The sequence below is a fragment of the Kribbella pratensis genome (genome assembly GCF_004365355.1).
GTDB lineage: Bacteria > Actinomycetota > Actinomycetes > Propionibacteriales > Kribbellaceae > Kribbella.
Window position 1 is genome coordinate 1,415,312 of sequence record NZ_SODP01000002.1, and the last position, 17,677, is coordinate 1,432,988.

Annotated in this window: 16 protein-coding genes and 3 tRNA genes; 10 read left to right on the forward strand and 9 right to left on the reverse strand. The window is 64.6% G+C overall.

Annotated elements, in window-relative coordinates:
* Window positions 1-4 precede the first annotated feature (4 nt).
* Both EV653_RS23550 and EV653_RS23555 read right to left on the reverse strand, forming a co-directional pair.
* Window positions 5-352, reverse strand: a complete 348-nt coding sequence (locus tag EV653_RS23550) for a metallopeptidase family protein (protein ID WP_134106718.1) — start codon at window positions 350-352, stop codon at window positions 5-7.
* 20 nt (window positions 353-372) lie between these two features.
* Window positions 373-1,293: a LuxR family transcriptional regulator gene (locus EV653_RS23555; RefSeq protein WP_166679528.1), complete on the reverse strand. Its 921-nt coding sequence runs from the start codon at window positions 1,291-1,293 to the stop codon at window positions 373-375.
* Window positions 1,294-1,409: 116 nt separating this feature from the next.
* Between EV653_RS23555 and EV653_RS23560 the strand changes: the two genes are divergently transcribed.
* From EV653_RS23560 to EV653_RS23580, 5 genes are all read left to right on the forward strand, one after another.
* Window positions 1,410-2,591 (forward strand): hypothetical protein, encoded by a 1,182-nt coding sequence (locus EV653_RS23560; protein WP_134105865.1) that lies wholly within the window; start codon window positions 1,410-1,412, stop codon window positions 2,589-2,591.
* Window positions 2,592-2,772: 181 nt separating this feature from the next.
* Window positions 2,773-2,845, forward strand: a tRNA-Glu gene (locus EV653_RS23565).
* 59 nt (window positions 2,846-2,904) lie between these two features.
* Window positions 2,905-2,981, forward strand: a tRNA-Asp gene (locus EV653_RS23570).
* A 46-nt stretch (window positions 2,982-3,027) separates the two neighbouring features.
* A tRNA-Phe gene (locus EV653_RS23575) sits at window positions 3,028-3,100 on the forward strand.
* 147 nt (window positions 3,101-3,247) lie between these two features.
* On the forward strand, window positions 3,248-4,507 hold the full coding sequence (locus EV653_RS23580) for a hypothetical protein (protein ID WP_134105866.1): 1,260 nt from the start codon (window positions 3,248-3,250) through the stop codon (window positions 4,505-4,507).
* Window positions 4,508-4,543: 36 nt separating this feature from the next.
* Here the strand turns inward: EV653_RS23580 and EV653_RS23585 are convergent, their stop codons facing one another.
* The 3 genes from EV653_RS23585 to EV653_RS23595 all read right to left on the reverse strand — a co-directional run bounded on the left by EV653_RS23585 (window position 4,544) and on the right by EV653_RS23595 (window position 7,704).
* On the reverse strand, window positions 4,544-4,696 hold the full coding sequence (locus EV653_RS23585) for a hypothetical protein (protein WP_202871799.1): 153 nt from the start codon (window positions 4,694-4,696) through the stop codon (window positions 4,544-4,546).
* 272 nt (window positions 4,697-4,968) lie between these two features.
* Window positions 4,969-5,571, reverse strand: coding sequence for a hypothetical protein (locus EV653_RS23590; protein ID WP_134105867.1), 603 nt, complete (start codon window positions 5,569-5,571; stop codon window positions 4,969-4,971).
* A gap of 396 nt (window positions 5,572-5,967) precedes the next feature.
* Window positions 5,968-7,704, reverse strand: a complete 1,737-nt coding sequence (locus tag EV653_RS23595) for a PIN domain-containing protein (RefSeq protein ID WP_134105868.1) — start codon at window positions 7,702-7,704, stop codon at window positions 5,968-5,970.
* Between the two features lie 804 nt (window positions 7,705-8,508).
* Here EV653_RS23595 and EV653_RS23600 point away from each other — a divergent pair.
* From EV653_RS23600 to EV653_RS23610, 3 genes are all read left to right on the forward strand, one after another.
* Window positions 8,509-9,318, forward strand: coding sequence for a hypothetical protein (locus tag EV653_RS23600; protein ID WP_202871800.1), 810 nt, complete (start codon window positions 8,509-8,511; stop codon window positions 9,316-9,318).
* 27 nt (window positions 9,319-9,345) lie between these two features.
* Window positions 9,346-10,722, forward strand: coding sequence for a glutamate decarboxylase (locus EV653_RS23605; protein ID WP_134105869.1), 1,377 nt, complete (start codon window positions 9,346-9,348; stop codon window positions 10,720-10,722).
* 681 nt (window positions 10,723-11,403) lie between these two features.
* A complete protein-coding gene (locus tag EV653_RS23610) occupies window positions 11,404-12,171 on the forward strand; it encodes an aminoglycoside adenylyltransferase domain-containing protein (RefSeq protein ID WP_134105870.1) in 768 nt (255 codons plus the stop codon).
* Between the two features lie 115 nt (window positions 12,172-12,286).
* Here the strand turns inward: EV653_RS23610 and EV653_RS23615 are convergent, their stop codons facing one another.
* On the reverse strand, window positions 12,287-13,024 hold the full coding sequence (locus EV653_RS23615; protein ID WP_134105871.1) for a phosphotransferase family protein: 738 nt from the start codon (window positions 13,022-13,024) through the stop codon (window positions 12,287-12,289).
* Between the two features lie 335 nt (window positions 13,025-13,359).
* Between EV653_RS23615 and EV653_RS23620 the strand changes: the two genes are divergently transcribed.
* Both EV653_RS23620 and EV653_RS23625 read left to right on the forward strand, forming a co-directional pair.
* Window positions 13,360-14,484, forward strand: a complete 1,125-nt coding sequence (locus EV653_RS23620) for an XRE family transcriptional regulator (protein ID WP_134105872.1) — start codon at window positions 13,360-13,362, stop codon at window positions 14,482-14,484.
* The gene (locus tag EV653_RS23625) at window positions 14,481-15,713 is read left to right on the forward strand and encodes a hypothetical protein (protein WP_134105873.1); all 1,233 of its coding nucleotides are present in this window, start codon (window positions 14,481-14,483) and stop codon (window positions 15,711-15,713) included. Before EV653_RS23620 ends, EV653_RS23625 begins: the two co-directional genes overlap by 4 nt.
* On the opposite strand, the gene EV653_RS23630 is transcribed toward EV653_RS23625, so the two are convergent.
* The 3 genes from EV653_RS23630 to EV653_RS23640 form a co-directional block, all read right to left on the reverse strand.
* Window positions 15,648-16,136, reverse strand: coding sequence for a GNAT family N-acetyltransferase (locus EV653_RS23630; RefSeq protein ID WP_166679529.1), 489 nt, complete (start codon window positions 16,134-16,136; stop codon window positions 15,648-15,650). The genes EV653_RS23625 and EV653_RS23630 overlap by 66 nt on opposite strands.
* Before the next feature lie 88 nt (window positions 16,137-16,224).
* The gene (locus EV653_RS23635; RefSeq protein WP_134105875.1) at window positions 16,225-16,563 is read right to left on the reverse strand and encodes a hypothetical protein; all 339 of its coding nucleotides are present in this window, start codon (window positions 16,561-16,563) and stop codon (window positions 16,225-16,227) included.
* Between the two features lie 12 nt (window positions 16,564-16,575).
* Window positions 16,576-17,646, reverse strand: coding sequence for a serine hydrolase domain-containing protein (locus EV653_RS23640; protein ID WP_134105876.1), 1,071 nt, complete (start codon window positions 17,644-17,646; stop codon window positions 16,576-16,578).
* Window positions 17,647-17,677 lie beyond the last annotated feature (31 nt).

Genomic DNA, 17,677 nt, shown 5'->3' on the forward strand with positions numbered 1-17,677 from the left:
ACGCTCAGCCGTAGCCCAGTTGGTGGAGCCGGGCGTCGTCGATGCCGAAGTGGTGCGCGATCTCGTGCACTACTGTGACGTTCACCTCGTCGAGCACCTCGCCGAAGGTCTCGCAGATCCGGAGCGTCGGGTTGCGGTAGATCGTGATCCGGTCCGGAAGCACGCCGCCGTACTCGTGCCCGCGCTCGGTCAGCGGGATGCCCTCGTAGATCCCGAGCAGCTCCGGATCGCCCGGCGGCGGATCGTCCTCGACGAACACCGCGACGTTCTCGATGAACGCCGCGAGCTCCTCGGGTATCTCGTCCAGCGCCTGCGAGACCAGCGCCTCGAAGTTCGCCCGGCTCATCTCCATCACGGTTCCAGCGTAGTGACCTACAGCCAGCCCTGACGCGACGCTTGTACGCCGAGCTGGAACCGCGTCTGCGCTCCGAGCGCCTCCTGCAACCGGCCGATCCGGCGCGCGATCGTCCGCTCGCTCACGCCGAACTCGCGGGCGATCGACTCATCGGTCAGTCCCGCGCTCAGGTACGTCAGCAGCCGCTTCGACTCCAGGCTCGGCGCGGCGTTCACGTCGTTCAGCTCGGTCCCACCGGTGATCGGCACCGCGATCCGCCACAACGCCTCGAAGATCCGGGCGAACCCGCTGAGCAGCGGGGAGTCGTGCACCACCAGAGCAACGAAACCGGGACCCTTCTCTCCCTCCGCCCTGGCTCCGACCAACGCCCAGCGATCGTCGACGATCGTGATGTTGAGCGGCACGTGCGGGAACACCCGGGCCTGCTCGCCGGCCTCGATACAGGACTGGACCAGGTGCAGCGCGTTGACGTCCTGGAGGACGTGCGCGCCGTAAATGACGTCGTACCGGACGCCGCGTTCGAGCGCCTCGAACATGCCCTCGACGATCCGCAGTTCCCGCGCGGCGAGGTTGCCCATCGTCATCGCGCGTACCTGTTCGCGGGCGTCGTCCTGGACGCTGTTGAGAACCGCTTGCGAGGCGGCGTACGTCGGGAGCACCTCCAGATAGTCCTGCTTGCCCGCAGCGGCCTTCCAGAGCTCGTTGAGCATCTCAGCGCTGTCGCGGGCGAGCGCTGCCTGCCTGGTGTGACGCTCGGCGAGCGCATCCATCGCCCGTCGGGGCGGGCGGATCACCAGCTCACCGTCGGACCGCTCGACCAGGCCGAGGGTGAGCAGCTCGGCCACGGCCGCCTCGTCGTCCACCGGCTTGTCATGCAGGAGGTCGACGTACGCCGTCTCCGCCTCGGCCGACAAGCCCAACGCCCGCAGCGGTTCCATGCCCCTGTGTACCACCGGGCGACAGATTCCCGCCATGCCGGATTCTGACAGCGTCAAACGCTCGTAGCGGGCTCCTGCGGCTGCTGATACTGAGGCCCCCGTCCATAGGAGTTCGTATGAGGAAGAGCATTGTCTGGTCGGCCGTCGCCGGTCTGGGCCTGTCGCTCGGCCTGCTGGCCACCCCGGCCTCTGCGGTTGGCGTCGCTGCCGCTGCTCCACCGGTGACCGCTGCTCCGCCGGTATCCGCCGAGGCTCAGCAGGTCATCGACCACCTGCCGGAGATGCGCGCGCAGGCCGACGCCGTCCGGGAGCGGCTCGGGCTGCCGGACAACCCGGTCCGCGACGCGTTGCTGAACGCGATCGACCCCACGCAGTACGAGTGCTCCACCGCGACACCGGCGGTGCTGACCGCGATCCTGCCCGACGTGGCGTCGATGACGATCGACCAGTTGACCGCCCTGCTGACCATCGTGATCTACGACATCCCGCTGATGGATGCGCTCTACTTCCCGCAGCAGGGCCCGTTCACCTTCGGTGCGCGAGGTGAGTTCACTCACACGGTGAACAAGACCTTCGAGGGCCTGAAGGGGTTCTGGGACATCCCGTCGAGCGACGTCGAGCTGGTGCCTGCACACGGGCGAATCATGCTGGACGCCGAACGCGACTACCGGGTCTTCACCGTGCTGTACGGCGCGAACCCGGCGCAGTCGCGATTCTCCGCCGACCTGATCGCCCGGGAGCTTCGCAGCCCTGTGCTCGGGTGGGGCGACCTGCCGATCTTCTCGTTCAACGCGTTCGCGGCGCCCGGCGGCGAGGACGTTCCGGGGTACGGGAAGTCGCACCGGCGGATCGCGTACGGCGACGGCGTACTGGACGGGTTCGCCCGGGTGGGCCTGTCCGATGTGGCGCCGTCGGCGATCCTGGCGCACGAGTTCGGCCACCAGGTGCAGTTCTCCGACGGGCTCATGCGGCCCGAGCTGGCGGCGCCCGAGGCGTCACGGTGGGCCGAGCTGGAGGCGGACGCGTTCAGCGCCTACTTCCTCACCCATGGGCGGGGCGAGTCGATGAACTGGAAGCGGGTGCACGACTTCGGCCAGATGTTCTACCAGCTGGGCGACTGCGGCTTCACCAGCGCCGGCCATCACGGCACACCGAACCAGCGGATGAACTCGGCACTGTGGGCCGCCGGACTCGCCGCCTCGCTCCGGCCGCGGGGCTACATCCTGCCGTCGCGGACGTTCAACGACCTCTTCACAACGCAGTACCCACAGCTGATCGCGCCTGACGCAACCACCTGACGTCAGGCGCTTCCCGGCCGGACGTCTCACCCGGCCCAGGGCGCCGTACGCCGACCTTTCCCGGCGTACGGCGCCCTCGTTCTTGTCGCGTCCGTCACGCACCCGGAACTCGTTTTGGACAGGCGGCCCAACTCCTCTATGCTTACGGCTGTCCCTGGAGCTTCGGCTCCCGCGGGTCCGAGTCCCCATCGTCTAGTGGCCTAGGACGCTGCCCTTTCAAGGCGGTAACGCGGGTTCGAATCCCGTTGGGGATACGGCCGAAAGGCCGGTGCAAAACCTAGCTCGAAGATGCTGTACGATCGTCGAGTCATTTGGCCCAGTGGCGCAGTTGGTTAGCGTGCCGCCCTGTCACGGCGGAGGTCGCGGGTTCGAGTCCCGTCTGGGTCGCCAGGAGAAGGCGGCGGTGTCCACAACACCGCCGCCGCCGTTTCTCCCCGGTCAGGTAGCTCAGCTGGTAGAGCGTCCGCCTGAAAAGCGGAAGGTCGGCGGTTCGAGACCGCCCCTGACCACCCTTCTGACCTGCGGATTCGTTATCGATGACGCAGACCGAGCCATCCAACTGCAGCAATGGCTGTAGCAGTCGAGGCTGGGGTTCGGGGTGCGAGGGGGGTTCAATGGCAGGTGAACTAATTCACTACGGTGCCCGCCCGTGGGCTATGGCGGTCAATGTTGACGCCGGTAGCCAATTGGCCGAGGCGATCGCGAGACTCTTCCCAACGGTTGAGTTCGTCTCGCGGGAAGATGCTGCCGGGTTACATCAGCGCGAGTTCGACGCGGCCGTCCTGGTCGGAAGCGCTCCTCCTGAAGGGCTTGGAGACCATCTTCAGGTCTTGCAGTTCGGCGGTCCCCCAGCCGCCGTAGATGAGTGGATTCCGATTGGCGACAACTCAAGGCGGCAAGCACGCGTCAGGCGGGTCGAAGGCGCTAGAGCACGGAACTTTGTGCTCGGGGATGCATCGGCGCAACTGGGGGTGACGGGTCTTGTGAAGCGCAACGTCCTCCCAGAGCCAGGCTCGGAATACAAAGTAATCAAGTGGAGTTTTGGCTCTTCCGCTGCTCCGGCACCCCCAGGTCGTCAGGTCACTGAGTTCGCGGCAGATTCGGCGGGCGACACTCTCGCCGGCTACTTCAAACGGTCGGATGCAGATGAGGCGGGTCATCTGTGGTGGCTCCCCGAGACTGCCGTCGTTGACGGTGCAGAGTGGCTGAAGGCAGCGGTCCGCTGGTGGCAGCAGATCGACGAACGGAGCTTCCCGCCCTTTGCGACGTGGACCGAGCACAGCGATTGGATGACCAAGGCCGAGATCGATGCCGCCAGGGAGATTGCCCGGCTGGAGGCGGAAGCCGAGGAGTTCCGGCTCGCCCATGAGGACCGACTCAAGCAAGCATCGGCCGTTCAAGAGGCTGCCCAGGCCGCGGCGGCAGCAGGTCCACGACGCCTCCTTGTCGCCCAGGGCGACGAGCTTGTTGAAGCCGTGATTGAGTCGCTTCGGCTATTTGGCTTCACGGTCGTGGACGCCGATGAGCTGAGCGAGAATGCACAGTTCAAACAGGAAGATCTCCGAATCATCGACGGCGACTGGGTCTCTCTCGCGGAGGTCAAGGGCTATAAGAAGGGTGCCAAGGCTTCGGATCTACTGCAGATTGGCAAGGCTGTCGAGGTCTACATCGGGCGGGGCAACAAACGGCCCGATGCACGGTGGTACATCGTCAACCACAACCTCCAGACGCCTCCCGGATTGCGCGACGTCGCACTCGCTGGCGCTCCCGAGGTGGCCATCTTCGCGGGCATGGGCGGCGCGGTGCTCGACACTCGGCTGCTCTTCACCATGCATCGCGCGGTAGAAGGCGGCCAACTCGGTGCTGAAGCGGCGCGGGCTAAGCTCAAGCAGGCCACCGGGGTAGCTTCCGTCTAGAACCGGCGGGCGCCCTTGTCGGGCGCCCGCCATCAACTACTGAAGGTGGTCTTGGAGTTTCCGGAGTGCCTCGCGCTTGTCCTCCAGTGAGGTGTGCGCGTAGATCGTCATCGTCACGTCCAGGTTGGCGTGCCCGACAATCGCCTGCACGATGTGCGGCGGCACCTTGAGCCCGAGCAGCAGCGTCACACAGCTGCAACATGGGGGCGGAGGCCAGGTGTAGCTGTCGCTGTAGCAACATCAGCGAAGGCCGACCGATGCTCGGCGCCTAGCGGCGACCTCAGACACGACTGCAATCGCGGTGGACCGCTGCGGTCTCGCGACCTGTGGCGGAAGCCGGCGGCTCGACACAGAATTCAAGCGGTCACCCGTCAGTTCGGTCTAGGCACTCGATCCGACATCCGAGCCTGTCACTTGGACTGCGCCCACCGACCGTGGCGGGGTAGGGGCGCCTCGTTGTTTCAGTTGGCCTCGGAGATGAACCCGAGGAAGCGTCTGCCGAGACCCGTCACCTCAGCGCTGTGGAATCCGTCGATCGAAACGTTGATAAGGCGCGCGCCGGCCAGGTCAGCTATCAGAAGGTCGCGCCACTCGCGTCGGCTGTCGGGCTCGGGGAAGGCGTCATAGATCGAGCCGCGGTGGCCTCCTCCTAGGCGAGCGAGCAGGAGTACGTGAGCCGCCGAGAACTGTTCGACCAGTCGGAAGAATCGGGCTTGCTCATCGACGTCGGGCGCGTCCGACGCAACCGAGTTGAGGACCGCGTTTCTCAGGGCGTCGAGCTTCTCTTGCTGATGAGTCGCCTGAGCCGCGCGCGTCGCATTGACGAAGGCGTCTAGAAACACCTCATTGTCGAGAAGATCGTCGTACTTCTCTGCTAGCTCGTTCACGGCGTCCGTGATTGTCGCTCGCCAGGCCTCAAGTCGCTTGTTGTACGGACCTTCCATCAGGTGCTGATACCAGGCTGCCGCGAGGCCGCCCGCAAGCGGAATAGAGCTGACACCGCCGGCAAGTAGCTTGTCCGCCAGGTCTGTCTTGGGAGGCTCAGGTGGCTGCTGGACTGTCATGAGGGGTGAGTTTGGCGTACGACATGTCGATGTCGCCAGCCCAGACACGCTCCATCAACAGAGGGCACCCCCACCTCTCGGATGTTGCTCGTAGCGAGACCCGCCGGGCAGGGTGTGCGGTCCTCGGATCTGCTCGGCCGAGCGCGCCAGGGTTGCCTTTGCCGGATCGACCAGCTCGGCCCGGAATCGGGCCGTCAAATTCGACGCAGCGCCGGGTTCATCGCTACTCCCCGTAGCCGCAGTGCGCCCCAACTGCAACCTCGCCTGGAACGCGACCGCGACGGCCGGATGTACGAACTGACCCAGGACGTGCCGCCGCCTCGGACTACGTCGGACACGCGAATCCGTACCTGCGCAGATTGGGGCGGCCCTGATGGTCAGTCATGATTTCCGGGATCAGGTCTCGTCGGGTCTGGTCTCACCATCCGCCGGTGCCTCGTGTCGACCATCGCCTGAGTTCTCGTCTGATCCGGGCTTGGGCGCAGCGTCGGCCGGTTCGGAGTCTGCCGAGGCTTGCGGTGCTGCCGCGCTGAGCCCCGACGAGTCTGCGTCTTCGTGCGGCAAGCTCGAGTCGGACCGATCACCCGGCCCCGTCGTCTCATCTGGCTCGTGAGGAGCAGGGGTCGTCGGCCTGGGCGCCTCGAACAGCTTGGGGTCGATCTTCGGCCGCAGTCCCTCGAACAGCTTGGGGTCGATCTTCGGCCGCAGTCCCTCGAACAGCTTGGGGTCGATCTTCGGCCGCAGTCCCTCGAACAGCTTGGGGTCGAACTTTGGCCGCAGTCCCTCGAACAGCTTGGGGTCGATCTTCGGCCGCAACGCCTCCAACACCCCGGGTTCGAACTTTGGCCGCAACGCCTCCAACACCTTGGGGTCGAACTTTGGCCGCAGTCCCTCGAACAGCTTGGGGTCGAACTTTGGCCGCAGCGCCTCGAACAGCTTGGGGTCGAACTTTGGCCGCAGCCCTTCGAACACCTTGGGGTCGATACCCTCCAAGAGGCTGGTTCGTTGCAGCAACTGATCTCGTGCGTCCCTCTCTTGCCATTCACCTCGTCCCGGATCATCGCCCTTGCTTACGATTCGTGTAATTTCCCCGGCGAGCGGATTCCCGACTGAGTTTGTCGTGAGGTAGCCATGGTATCTAAGCGGCTTCGAAATCTGAATCTCGACACCGGAGCCGTCAGGCAACACCGTCGCTGTCGGCTCGCTCGCATAAACATTGGGAAGAGTCAGCACGATGCCCGACTCGCCGGTGACGACGAAATCTACTAGAGCCTCGCCCTTTCCTGCCGAGCCTCTGATCTCCATCCGAAAGTTCTCGAGTTCGCCGACGGCGAGAAGCTCCGCAGTAATTGTCTCGACTGGCAATGCACATCGTCGCGGATCCAACAACGTTGGCGCGATACCTGGGAACACAGATTGAGCAACGAACCGACTCAGGGTTTGGGTCCGCAGTTGATCCTTCAGGTTGTGCATGTCCCGCGGGAGTTCTGGCGCTAGAGCCGCGGCCAGTTCCGAGATGATCTCCCTCAACTCCGCCGCGTACCTGACCCGACCTGCGAAACCAGTATCGTTCAACTCATCCAGGAGTTCATGGTGCAGGCCTCTCGATCCCGACTCTGTCTCAACACCAGAGCCGAAATCCTTCGTATTATTTGAGACCCAAACGATATCGTCGGGATAGTTTCTGAGGAGTTCAAGTATCGTGAGCCAATTCAGAGTATCTCGATATCCGTCTCCGTGATCGTCGCACGGCTTCCTCCGTGACACCGCCCGCTCGACGAGCACGGAGTGTGGCACATCCGGCAAAGGTAGGATACTTGCATCAAGATCCGAGAGAATCTGGGTCAATTTCTCCGCATACGTCTCCGACGCTTCATGAATGGCCATCTCTACATCCTTGAGACCACCAATCAGTCCGAGGCCACGAAACCGTTTCTTTTCAGCGAATCCATCAAATGCCGCTGCCAGTTCGACGAGCTGACGTTGATAGCCTCCGACCGCTTCCACGAACACCGCACTTGGAACCATGATCTTCAGATTCCATACGCCCGCGGCGTGCGCAAGAACTTCCCACGCGTCTCCTGAGCACATTGGGTCGGCCAGGAAGACCGTCGTGTCTGGAACTATGAGCACAATTCGCCACCCCCACTCTCCGCGTTCCGACTGCCGTCCGCCCGGGTGGTCCGGCCGCCCGTGTGGGGCAGCAGCTGCTCACTGAGCCTAGTGGCTCGCACCATCTGGTACGCGGTGGTTGCACGATCGACCTTCGCATTCCATCCGCAGCACTGCACTTACCCACAACCTGTCCCGGCTGTCCCGGCAACGCTGTGACCTGCGGTATGTCCGCGGCAACCCGGGACAACCCGCGCACGGCCTGTCCGGGTACGCCCCGCCGGCGCACATCCCCAACCACGCCAATCCCGTATGTTCCAGCTCTGGCGATCCAGGTCGATGGGGGCTGGAACATAGCGGGATTGACTGTCAGGTGTAGCGGCCGCTGTAGCAACAACAGTGTCTTGGGAGCAACGCTCGACGCCTAGCGGCGACCTCGGGCACGGTCGTGATTCCAGTGGAATGCTGCGGTCTCGCGATCTGAAAAGCGGAAGGTCGGCGGTTCGAGACCGCCCCTGACCACCACCACCCTCTCCGCACACCGGGGAGGGGATTTTTCTTTCCCACGCACGCGCTTATCGCGCGACCGACGACGTACGGCAAGCACCTCCCGCACCGTGACGCTGATCACGCCCGGCGCATGTCTGCCCGGCGCTCTGCTCCGCGAATTCGTCAAGCGCCTTCCGCTGGGCCTCGAGGGATGCGTGCGCGCGGCGCAGGCGCGTTTCATCCTCCGTGGGTGATGTGTGTTGCGGTCGATTTCGATGAGCGTGGGGCGCGTAGAACACGAACCGAAGGTGGTCCATAGCGCCGAGGGCGGGCAGCGTGGCCGATGACAAACAGGGTTTGAGCCTTGCCCCATCCGATGGACGGCCAGTACCGGACGGCCGCGAGCGTACGGCGATCCGCCACCAAGTGCTGGGTGGCGGAGTCGCCATGACGCCGAGGCCGATCGATCTCAACAGAGTGGTCGCGCTGCTGTTCAGCATCGGCTCTGCGTTGTTCGTGCTGGGATCGGTGCCCGCCTACCTGAACGCAGTCGGCCAGGCTGCCGACAGCGTCACCTACTTCGTCGGTTCGATCTTCTTCACGTCGGCGTCGCTTGCGCAGCTCGTGCAGGTTCAGTCACCGGCGATGACCGAGGTCGACGCTGAGTCGCAGTACCGGCGGGCGCCGGTTCGATTCAGAGCTTGGTTGCCGCATGATCGCAACTGGCTTGCAGCGGTTGCGCAGTTTCCGGGCACGATCTTCTTCAACATCAGCACCTTTGCCGCGCTTCTGCACAACGTGACGGCCGAACAGCAGGACCGTCGGGTCTGGCGGCCCGACTTCTACGGATCGACGCTGTTCCTGGTGGCGAGCCTGTTCGCCATTCTCGCTCTAGGACGCCTGTTCACCTTCCGACCGCGTTCGTTCCCCTGGTGGATCGCCTGGTTGAACATGGTCGGTTCGATCCTCTTCATGGCCTCCGCGATCGCCAGCTTCGTACTCCACAGTTCCGACGATTTGATCAGCGATCCGGTCTCCGTCGGCGGCACGCTGCTCGGCGCACTGTGTTTCCTGCTCGGGGCGATCCTGATGCTCCCGGCCTGGAAGCGTGCAGTGCGAGCGGCGGAGAAACCACTGAAAACCTGAAGACCCGCGACCTCAAAGGAGAATCCAATGACGGCAACGACAGAGAACCTCCGCGACGCTGCACTCTTCGGCAATCGCTTCGCCACGGAAGAGGTGCCGAGTCGCGAGTTTCCTGCGGCGGGCATGACGGCCACGGATGCGATGCGACTGGTGGCCGAGGACATCGCGCTGGAAGGTGACCCGGCGCGGAACCTCGCTACCTTCGTCACGACCTGGATGGAGCCGGAGGCACAACGGATCATCGCCGGGAACCTGCACCGGAACTTCATCGACCACGCCGAGTATCCGCGCACCGCCGAAATCGAACGGCGTTGCATCCGCATGCTCGCCGATCTGTTCCACGCCCCAGGCGAGACGACCGGCGCACGTACGCAGGGCTCATCGGAGGCGATCATGCTCGGCGCTCTCTCCTTGAAGTGGAACTGGCGCAAGCGCCGCCAGGCTGCCGGGGAGTCGACGGCAAATCCCAACCTGGTCTTCGGCGGAGATGTCCACGTGGTGTGGGAGAAGTTCTGCCGGTACTTCGACGTCGAGCCGCGGATCGTGCCGTTGCAGCCAGGTAAGTACACGATCGGGCCGGACGACGTCAGTCCCCACGTCGACGAAAACACCATTGGCGTGGCCGCCGTACTGGGAACCACCTTCACCGGTCACAAGGATGACGTCGTCGGCATCAACAACCTCCTGCTCCGGATCAAGAGCGAACGCGGCATCGACGTACCGCTGCACGTGGACGGCGCGAGCGGCGGATTCGTCTGGCCATTCCTGTACCCGCATTCCGAATGGGATTTCCGCCTCGAGCAGGTCCACTCCATCAACGTCTCGGGACACAAGTTCGGTTTGGTCTACCCCGGCATCGGATGGCTGATCTTCAGAGACAGGTCCGATCTCGCCTCCGACCTGGTGTTCGAGGAGAACTACCTCGGCAAGACCGACGCCACCTTCACGTTGAACTTCTCGACCGGCTCCTCGATGGTGCTGGCGCAGTACTACAACTTCGTGCGCTACGGCCGGGCCGGCTACAGCTACATCATGAAGAACATGCAGGAGAACGCGAGGATGCTGGCAGAAAAGCTGCAGGATACTGGCCGCTTCACCTTGATCGGTGCCGATGAAGAGCAGCTTCCACTGGTTGCCTTCCAGTTGACCGACAGGAGCAACTTCAACGAGTTCGATGTCTCATGGCAACTGTCGGCCGAACGCGGCTGGATGGTCCCGGCGTACACCCTGCCACCCAACGCCCAAGACGTCACGATCATGCGCGCCCTGGTCAAGGAGACCATGAGCCGTGAGCATGTCGACACACTCGCCCGCGACATCGTCGACGCCTGCACAACACTCGAGAAGAAAGGCGGAGCCCACGAGTCCGAACGCCGCAAGATGGTGACAGGCTCCGGCCACTAACCCAGTCCAGCCAGAACCTGCCCAGCTCACACGACCGGCGTACTGAAGCCACGTCGGACCTGCACGCTACCTCGTGCAACCGTTCCGCGGCGCGTGCAAAGGTCGGGTCGCGTAGACCGCCCAGGCTGTGCACATCCGTCGGCTGGTGCGTCAGCCGATGGAGACGGTGGGGAGGAATTTCCTTTCCCACGCACGCTCCGGCTCATCGCCGCCATCCGTGCCCAGCTATCGCTCGCGGCTGCGGGCTTAGCGCCCGCCTGCACGCGCTAATCGCGCGACCGACGACGCATGCCAAGAAGCCCCGCGCCGTGTCGCTGATCACGCCCAGCGCAGCTGTCTCGCTAAGCGCTCCACGTCCGGTCAGAACCCGGGGTTGCTTGGCCCAGCCAGCCCGACGGGCACTCGACCACTCGCATCCCTTGCGATCTCTCGCCCACACGCGACTGCCGGCTTATCGCGCGACTTGTCACGCGCGTCGATCGCCCTCCAGCCAGCGAGCAATCTTGTCGGTTGGCGTGGGCATGGGTTCGAACTCCGGGTTGGGTTTGGGCATCCCATCGGGTGCGGGGCGTGGGTCTCGCGGCGTGGTGGACAGGAGGACTTGTGGTGCTGCCCGGGCCGGTGCGGGATTTGTGTGAGCGGTATTTGGGGTTGGTTGAGCGGGAGTTGCCGGTGGGGTTGGTGACTGGGGTTTATTTGCGTGGTGGGGTGGTGTTCGGGGAGTGGGCGCCGCGGCAGTCTGATGTCGACTTTGTGGCGACGGTTGCTCGGCGGCTGGAGCCGGCTGAGGTCGAGGTGTTGCGGGGCGTGCATGCGCAGCTGGCGGCGTACTCCTCTGTGCACTTTGATGGGCCGTACTTGCTGGCCTCTGATCTGGCGCGTGATCCGCGGACAGTGCCGCCGGTGCCGGAGATGATGCACACCGGGAAGCTTGAGGTGCTTGCGTCGCCGACGTGGATCATTGCCTGGCATGAGCTGGCGCGGGCCGGGATCACGGTCGCTGGACCGGAGCTGTCCACACTCGAGATCTGGACCGATGAGAAGGCGCTGCGTGCGTACACCGTGGAGAACCTCGACACCTACTGGCGCCGCAACGCCGAGGGGCTGACCCGTGTGAGTCCTGCCGACCTCCCTACGGATGAGCGGGAGCGGGACTACTTACTCTCACACTGCATCGTCGGCTCTGTGCGCCTGGACCACCTCCTGGTGACCGGCGAGATGACCGCAAAGTCCCGCGCCGCCCGCTGGGCGCTGACGTACTACGACGAACGCTGGCACCGAGTGCTGACCGAGGGCCTGCGCCTACGCGAAGGCACCGGCACCTCGACGTACGACGACCAGACCGAACTACTCGCCGACATCCGAGATTTCCTGGCGTACGTCGTAGAAGCCGGCACGGGTAAGCCTGTGACCCCGACCGACGCCGCGACATCCAACCACCGCGAATGATGTCAAAGTCCATCGACTGCGATTCAGGTTCGTCGCCGCCACATACCGCTTCACGTAGGCGGACAAGCGGGCGATCGCGTGTATCGGAGACCAGATCGCCCGGTCGGGGGCACCGTCACATCCGGGCTCGGAGTACGTCGAATTCGCAGCCTGGGGAGTTGGGGTCGAAGCCGTGTTCTACGAGCCAGCGGCTGGCTCGTAGGCTTCGGAGGGACCACCAGCCTTGGACTACGTCGAGGTCTACGTCGGTGCCGTAGCCGGCTAGGAGGTCGGGGAGGCATTCCTCGTGGCCCAGGGTGAGGGTGGCCAGGTCGAACAGGGCATCGCCTTGGCTGGCCTCGGACCAGTCGATGATGCCTGTGACCTGGTCGTCCTGCACGAAGATGTGGGTGATCTGCAGGTCTCCGTGGATGAAGGCCGGCGTCCACGGGCGGAGTGCGGCCTCGGCGACTTCGCGGTTGCGCTTGACCAGGTCGGCGGGAAGGGTGCCGCTCGTGATGAGCCAGTCGCATTCGCTGTCGAGGTGCGCGGTGATGTCGTCGAGGTTCTTTCCGGGCCAAGGCGGCAGAGGCGCGTCGTGGAGCTTTCGGATGGCGGCACCTGCCGCGGCCCAGGCGGCCGGCGACGCGGGCGAAGGCTCGCCGAGGACGCCGAGCGCCATCCCGGGGACGGCTCCGAGCGCGAGTACTGGCGGCTTGCGCCACAGGATCTCCGGGGTCGGGATGGGCGCGAGGGCCATCGCCTCGACCTCGACGTCGATATTCGTCTGATCGGCATCGATCTTCAGGAACACGTCACCGACTCGCAGTGTCGCGCGTTCGCTATGGGCAACGACAACCTTGACCTCATCCACGCGCGCCATCCTCGCGGGTAAGACCACCGGCGTCACTGGAATATCGGGGCCCGACAGCTGAGACAGGACCGAGATAGGCCGGATTTCGGCGTATTGTGCGGGTTCAGTTGGATTCAGGTCGAGTTCGGTACTACGGTAGAGCGATGGTGTACTGCGGCTCGGGGTGCACGCACTGTGATCGGGGAAACGCAGGGAGTCGACGAATCTGAGCGTCGCTGGGCATCGGAAGATCTTCGGTGCGGGGTTCAGATGTAGTCAGTGGAGTCGGGTAGAGCGGGTATAGGATCAGGCGGATCCGTGAGCCCGTCGTTGGCTGAGCAGATTCGGGAGTGACAGTGGCCCCCTCACCAGAGGCCGTACGACTCGCCAGGAGACTTCGCGAACTCCGGCAGTCGCATCGACTGACCCAGAAGGATCTGTCGCATGCGTTCAGTACCGATTCGCGGGTCGCGGTCGCGACGATCAGCTCCTGGGAATCGCAGGGCAACCCGAAGCTTCCGCCCGAGGAGCGGCTGCGATCGTACGCATTGCTGTTCGCGCGGTCGGTCGTACCGGCAGGGGCGCGGTTGCCGCGTGAGCAGGATCTGACCTCGTCGGAGCGGGAGCGTTTCAACACTCTCCAGCGCGAACTTGTTGCCCTGCGGGACTCAGTTCGCCATCAAGCCGACCCGTCGCCTATCGGCGGGTCGTACACATTCGACTTCGAGTCCGGGCCGATCACATTGATCTGCCCGGAAGCGCCGGTGGAGGGTCGTTCTCCACTCGCGGAAGAGGACAACCCGAACCACACCAGGTTGTACAAGTACGCCGACCTCGACGCATTGATCGAGATGTGGGGTCATGTACGCGCCTCCAACCCGGAGCTCCGCGTGCGGCACCACCTTCCCTCCGAGGTGACTGCGGACCATCTGTCCGGTCATCTCATCCTGCTCGGCGGCATCGCCTGGAACCAGGTCACCAGTCGCCTGCTGCGACAACTCGATCAGTTGCCGATCCGGCAGATGACCGTCGACGACCTGGCCGACGGCGAGATCTTCCGGTCGCGCGACGGCCGTGAGTATCGGCCACTGTGGGAAGAGCTCAAGGACGCCGACGCGGATGCACCGTCGAAGGCAGAGCTCGAAGCAGTCCAGGCCCAGGATGCCTGGAAAGGCAAGACTCCGCGGGAGCTGGTCGAGGATGTCGCTCTTCTCGCACGGCTACGCAATCCGTTCAACCACAGCCGGACTATCACCATCTGCAATGGCGTCTACAGCCGCGGTGTCCTGGGCGCAGCACGCACCCTTACCGATGACGCCGTCCGCGAACGTAACGAGGCCTATCTGGCCAACAGGTTCCCGGGCGGGATTTTCGGTTTGCTCCTGCGCGTGCCAGTGATCAACGGCGAGGCCGTCACACCTGACCTGGAAATCCCGGAGAACCGCCTTTACGAGTGGTCCCCCGAGGAGGAGGACGAATGAGCCGTCAGCTCAAGCACGGCCAATCTCATGCATCGCTATTACGCGACATCTCTGCCGCGAGTGCGGCACCGGCCGCGCGGAGCGGGCTGGACGCGATCGTGGTCCCGGCCGCCAGGCCGGCCTCGGCTTTGAAGGATGTCATCGCACTGTCGGCCACGCTGTCCGTGCCGCTCGTCGTCCTGTGCAGTCGGCAGGCGCAGGTCGGCCAGGTCGTGCGCCGTGTGGAGAAGACGTTCGGCGCCAGGGCACTCGTGGTCGAGGTGCCTGACAACTACAGGCTTCCGTACGACGCTCCACTGACGTCCGGCCCGGAGTTCAAGATGGCCTCCGCCGGCCGGTCCAGCGACCTCAGCGCGAAGCGCAATATAGGCCTACTGCTCGGGCGGATGCGCGGCTGGAACAAGATCCTCTTCGTTGATGACGACATCAGCCAGTTCAATCCGTGGGATGTCGAGCGCCTGTCCGGGGCTCTCGACCGGCACCCAGTCGCGTCGATGGTCAGCCGGTACTTCCCGGACAACTCGGTGGTCTGTCACGCACGTCGGCTCGCCGGCTTCAAGCAGGACGTGTTCGTCAGCGGTGCTGCTCTCGGCGTGAACCTGCAACATCCAGGACTGTCCTTCTTCGCGGACGTTTACAACGAGGACTGGCTCTTCTTCGCCCGGCACGCGGCCGAGCGCTCGTTGCCGAAGATCGGCGAGGTCCGGCAAGAGAAGTACGCGCCGTTCGCGGATCCTGGACGCGCTGATCGCGAGGAGTTCGGCGACCTTCTGGCCGAAGGCCTGTACGCGTTGTTCGAGAGCACGCGGCACTGGACCTTCAAGGAGCAGTTGGCAGCAGCAGCCCGGCAGAGTCATTGGCGTGAGTTCACTGAAGTCCGGCTTGAGACGATCGAGGAGACGATCGCCGCGCTGTCCCGCGCCCAGTTGTCGGCGAACCCCGTCGACTATCTGAAGATGTTGGACGCGCACGAGTCCCTGCGGGTCGCAGAGAAGCGGGCCTCGAGCATCACCCCGGAACTGTGCGTGAGATTCATCGAGCACTGGCAAGAAGACGAGCTGCGGTGGGAGCAAGTCCTCTGGCGGTATACGTCAGAGCTGTCTGATCGCGACGCGTTGGCCGAGCTTGGATTGGAGACGTGGGCCTCTTGTGGGTACGGCGTGTCAGCCAGGCCGCCCGGGCGCGTCAAGGCGCAGGCGGATCTCGAGCCGACCGGAGCCGTCGGATAGCGGCTGCCATTCGCCAGTCGGGCTGAATCCGATGCGTTCGTAGACCTGGCGCGCGACGGCATTCGTGTCCAGCACCCACACCCGCCACTCGGTGACATCTGGCTCGACTTCGGTCAGGTGGCCGAAGATCGCCCGCAGTACGCCAGTACGGCGGTGGCGCGGATCGACCCACACCGACTCGACGTGCCGCTCGTACGGCGGCCGGCCGTCGACGCGGACCGAGCTCGCCAGTCCGATCACCCGCGCCTGCTCCCGGGCGACGACCCATCGCATCCGGGTGAAGCGCTCCCGCCAGCCGGATTCGCCGACGGCCACCTCGTCCTCGTACTCCGAGATGTACGCCGACGGGGAATCCTTGAGCGCCCGGAGGCGAACTTCCCGGGCGATGGGCCAGTCGTCGGCATCGAGCGTGGCGAGTTCCAAGGTCCCGGTCTCCCTCGGTCGACGGCAGCAACGCATCCATCCCAGTGTCGCCGTTTCGCCGAGGGGCCAAACCGATTGCCGGACAATCTCACATTCCCAGGGCATCCCCTGGGAAGCTCCGGGTGGGGTGGATCCGGTAGGTGAACACCCCTGCGCGCACCCCCGGGTCGTCGTCCATGATCCGTCGTACGTCGTCCGCCGTACCCGAGAAGATGCCGACGCCGCAGAGCGGGGAATCGTCCCGGATCGGCAAGACGATGTTCAACAGACCGTCCGCCCGCAGCTCGAAGTTGCGTCGGCCGTGCTCCCAGACGATCGCGTCGGCCCCCTCGGTGCCGTACTGCGGACCTGCCTCCAGGAGCACGACCGTGTACTCGCGGGTCGTGCTCATTGCTGCGCGCATCTCTTCATCCGTGAACCGGGTCATGCGGTCAACGTGTCACGAGCAGAACGCCTTGTCGAGGAACGTGTCGACGGTGTCGTCCGGGTTGGTCGGAAAGTGCGGCGTGACAGCAACGGTTGCCTGCCGGCGGGTGTCGGCCGTCGAGAACGAGTAGGCCTGGTAGGCGAGGGCATCGCCGTCGTTGCCGTAGACACGGATATGGCAGGCGGTGTCGTGCCAGGACAGACCGAGGCCGTACGCCTTGGTCTCGGTGCCTGGCGTCTTCATCGCCTGGAGCAGCCGCGCCGGGAGCAGCTGCCCGCCGAGCAGGGCGGAGAAGAAGCGGTTGAGGTCGTGGGTCGTCGAGATGATGTCTCCGCCGGCGCCGAAGAGGGTGGGGCTCATCTCGGTCCAGTCGAGCTGCCCGCCGTCCTTGGGTACGTATCCGTGCGGATGCGGCCCGGGGATGCGCGTCGACGTCCGCGGCATCGTCGTACCGTGCAGTCCGAGCGGGCGGATGATGCGGCGCTCGATCTCGTCGGAGTACGTCCGGCCGGTGACCTTTTTGATGATCTCGCCGACGAGCAGGTAGTTGGTGTTGGAATAGTCGTACTGCGAACCCGGCTTGTCGAACACCGGCGGATGTGCCAGCGCCCGCTCGATCTGCTCGCTCGCCGTCCAGGTCCGGTATTGCAGCGCGTAGAACTCCTCCTTCGGCGGCATCGGCAGCGTGTTCTTGTAGTCGTACAAACCGCTGGTGTGGTTGAGCAATTGGCGCACGATGATGTTCTCGCCGTTCGGCACGACGCCCGGCAACCAACGCTCCACCGAGTCATCGAGCCGGATCCGCCCTTCGGCAACCAACTGCAGTACGACGGTGGCGACGAATGTCTTCGTGATACTCCCGGCCCGGAATCGCCCGTCCGCCGGAACCTTGCGCGAGGTCCCCAACTCGGCAACCCCGCTACTCCCACGCCAAACCTGCGTCCCGCTCCGCACCTCGGCCAGCGCCCCGATCGCCGCCACTCCGTCAAGGCTCTTCTGCAAATCGCCACCTCTAGAAGGCGAAGCCGGCACCACCGCCGTCATCGCAGCAGTCACCAACGCAACCACTCCTTGCACCAGCATCCCGATCTCCTCTTGTCCGTCCGAGCCTCCA

What these genes read in the sequence shown, in the direction of transcription:
- EV653_RS23560 (WP_134105865.1), top strand. Translation starts at nt 1,410, where the DNA reads ATGAGGAAGAGCATTGTCTGGTCGGCCGTCGCCGGTCTGGGCCTGTCG.
- EV653_RS23640 (WP_134105876.1), bottom strand. Translation starts at nt 17,646, where the DNA reads ATGCTGGTGCAAGGAGTGGTTGCGTTGGTGACTGCTGCGATGACGGCG.
- EV653_RS23635 (WP_134105875.1), bottom strand. Translation starts at nt 16,563, where the DNA reads ATGACCCGGTTCACGGATGAAGAGATGCGCGCAGCAATGAGCACGACC.
- EV653_RS23580 (WP_134105866.1), top strand. Translation starts at nt 3,248, where the DNA reads ATGGCGGTCAATGTTGACGCCGGTAGCCAATTGGCCGAGGCGATCGCG.
- EV653_RS23555 (WP_166679528.1), bottom strand. Translation starts at nt 1,293, where the DNA reads ATGGAACCGCTGCGGGCGTTGGGCTTGTCGGCCGAGGCGGAGACGGCG.
- EV653_RS23550 (WP_134106718.1), bottom strand. Translation starts at nt 352, where the DNA reads ATGGAGATGAGCCGGGCGAACTTCGAGGCGCTGGTCTCGCAGGCGCTG.
- EV653_RS23590 (WP_134105867.1), bottom strand. Translation starts at nt 5,571, where the DNA reads ATGACAGTCCAGCAGCCACCTGAGCCTCCCAAGACAGACCTGGCGGAC.
- EV653_RS23605 (WP_134105869.1), top strand. Translation starts at nt 9,346, where the DNA reads ATGACGGCAACGACAGAGAACCTCCGCGACGCTGCACTCTTCGGCAAT.
- EV653_RS23625 (WP_134105873.1), top strand. Translation starts at nt 14,481, where the DNA reads ATGAGCCGTCAGCTCAAGCACGGCCAATCTCATGCATCGCTATTACGC.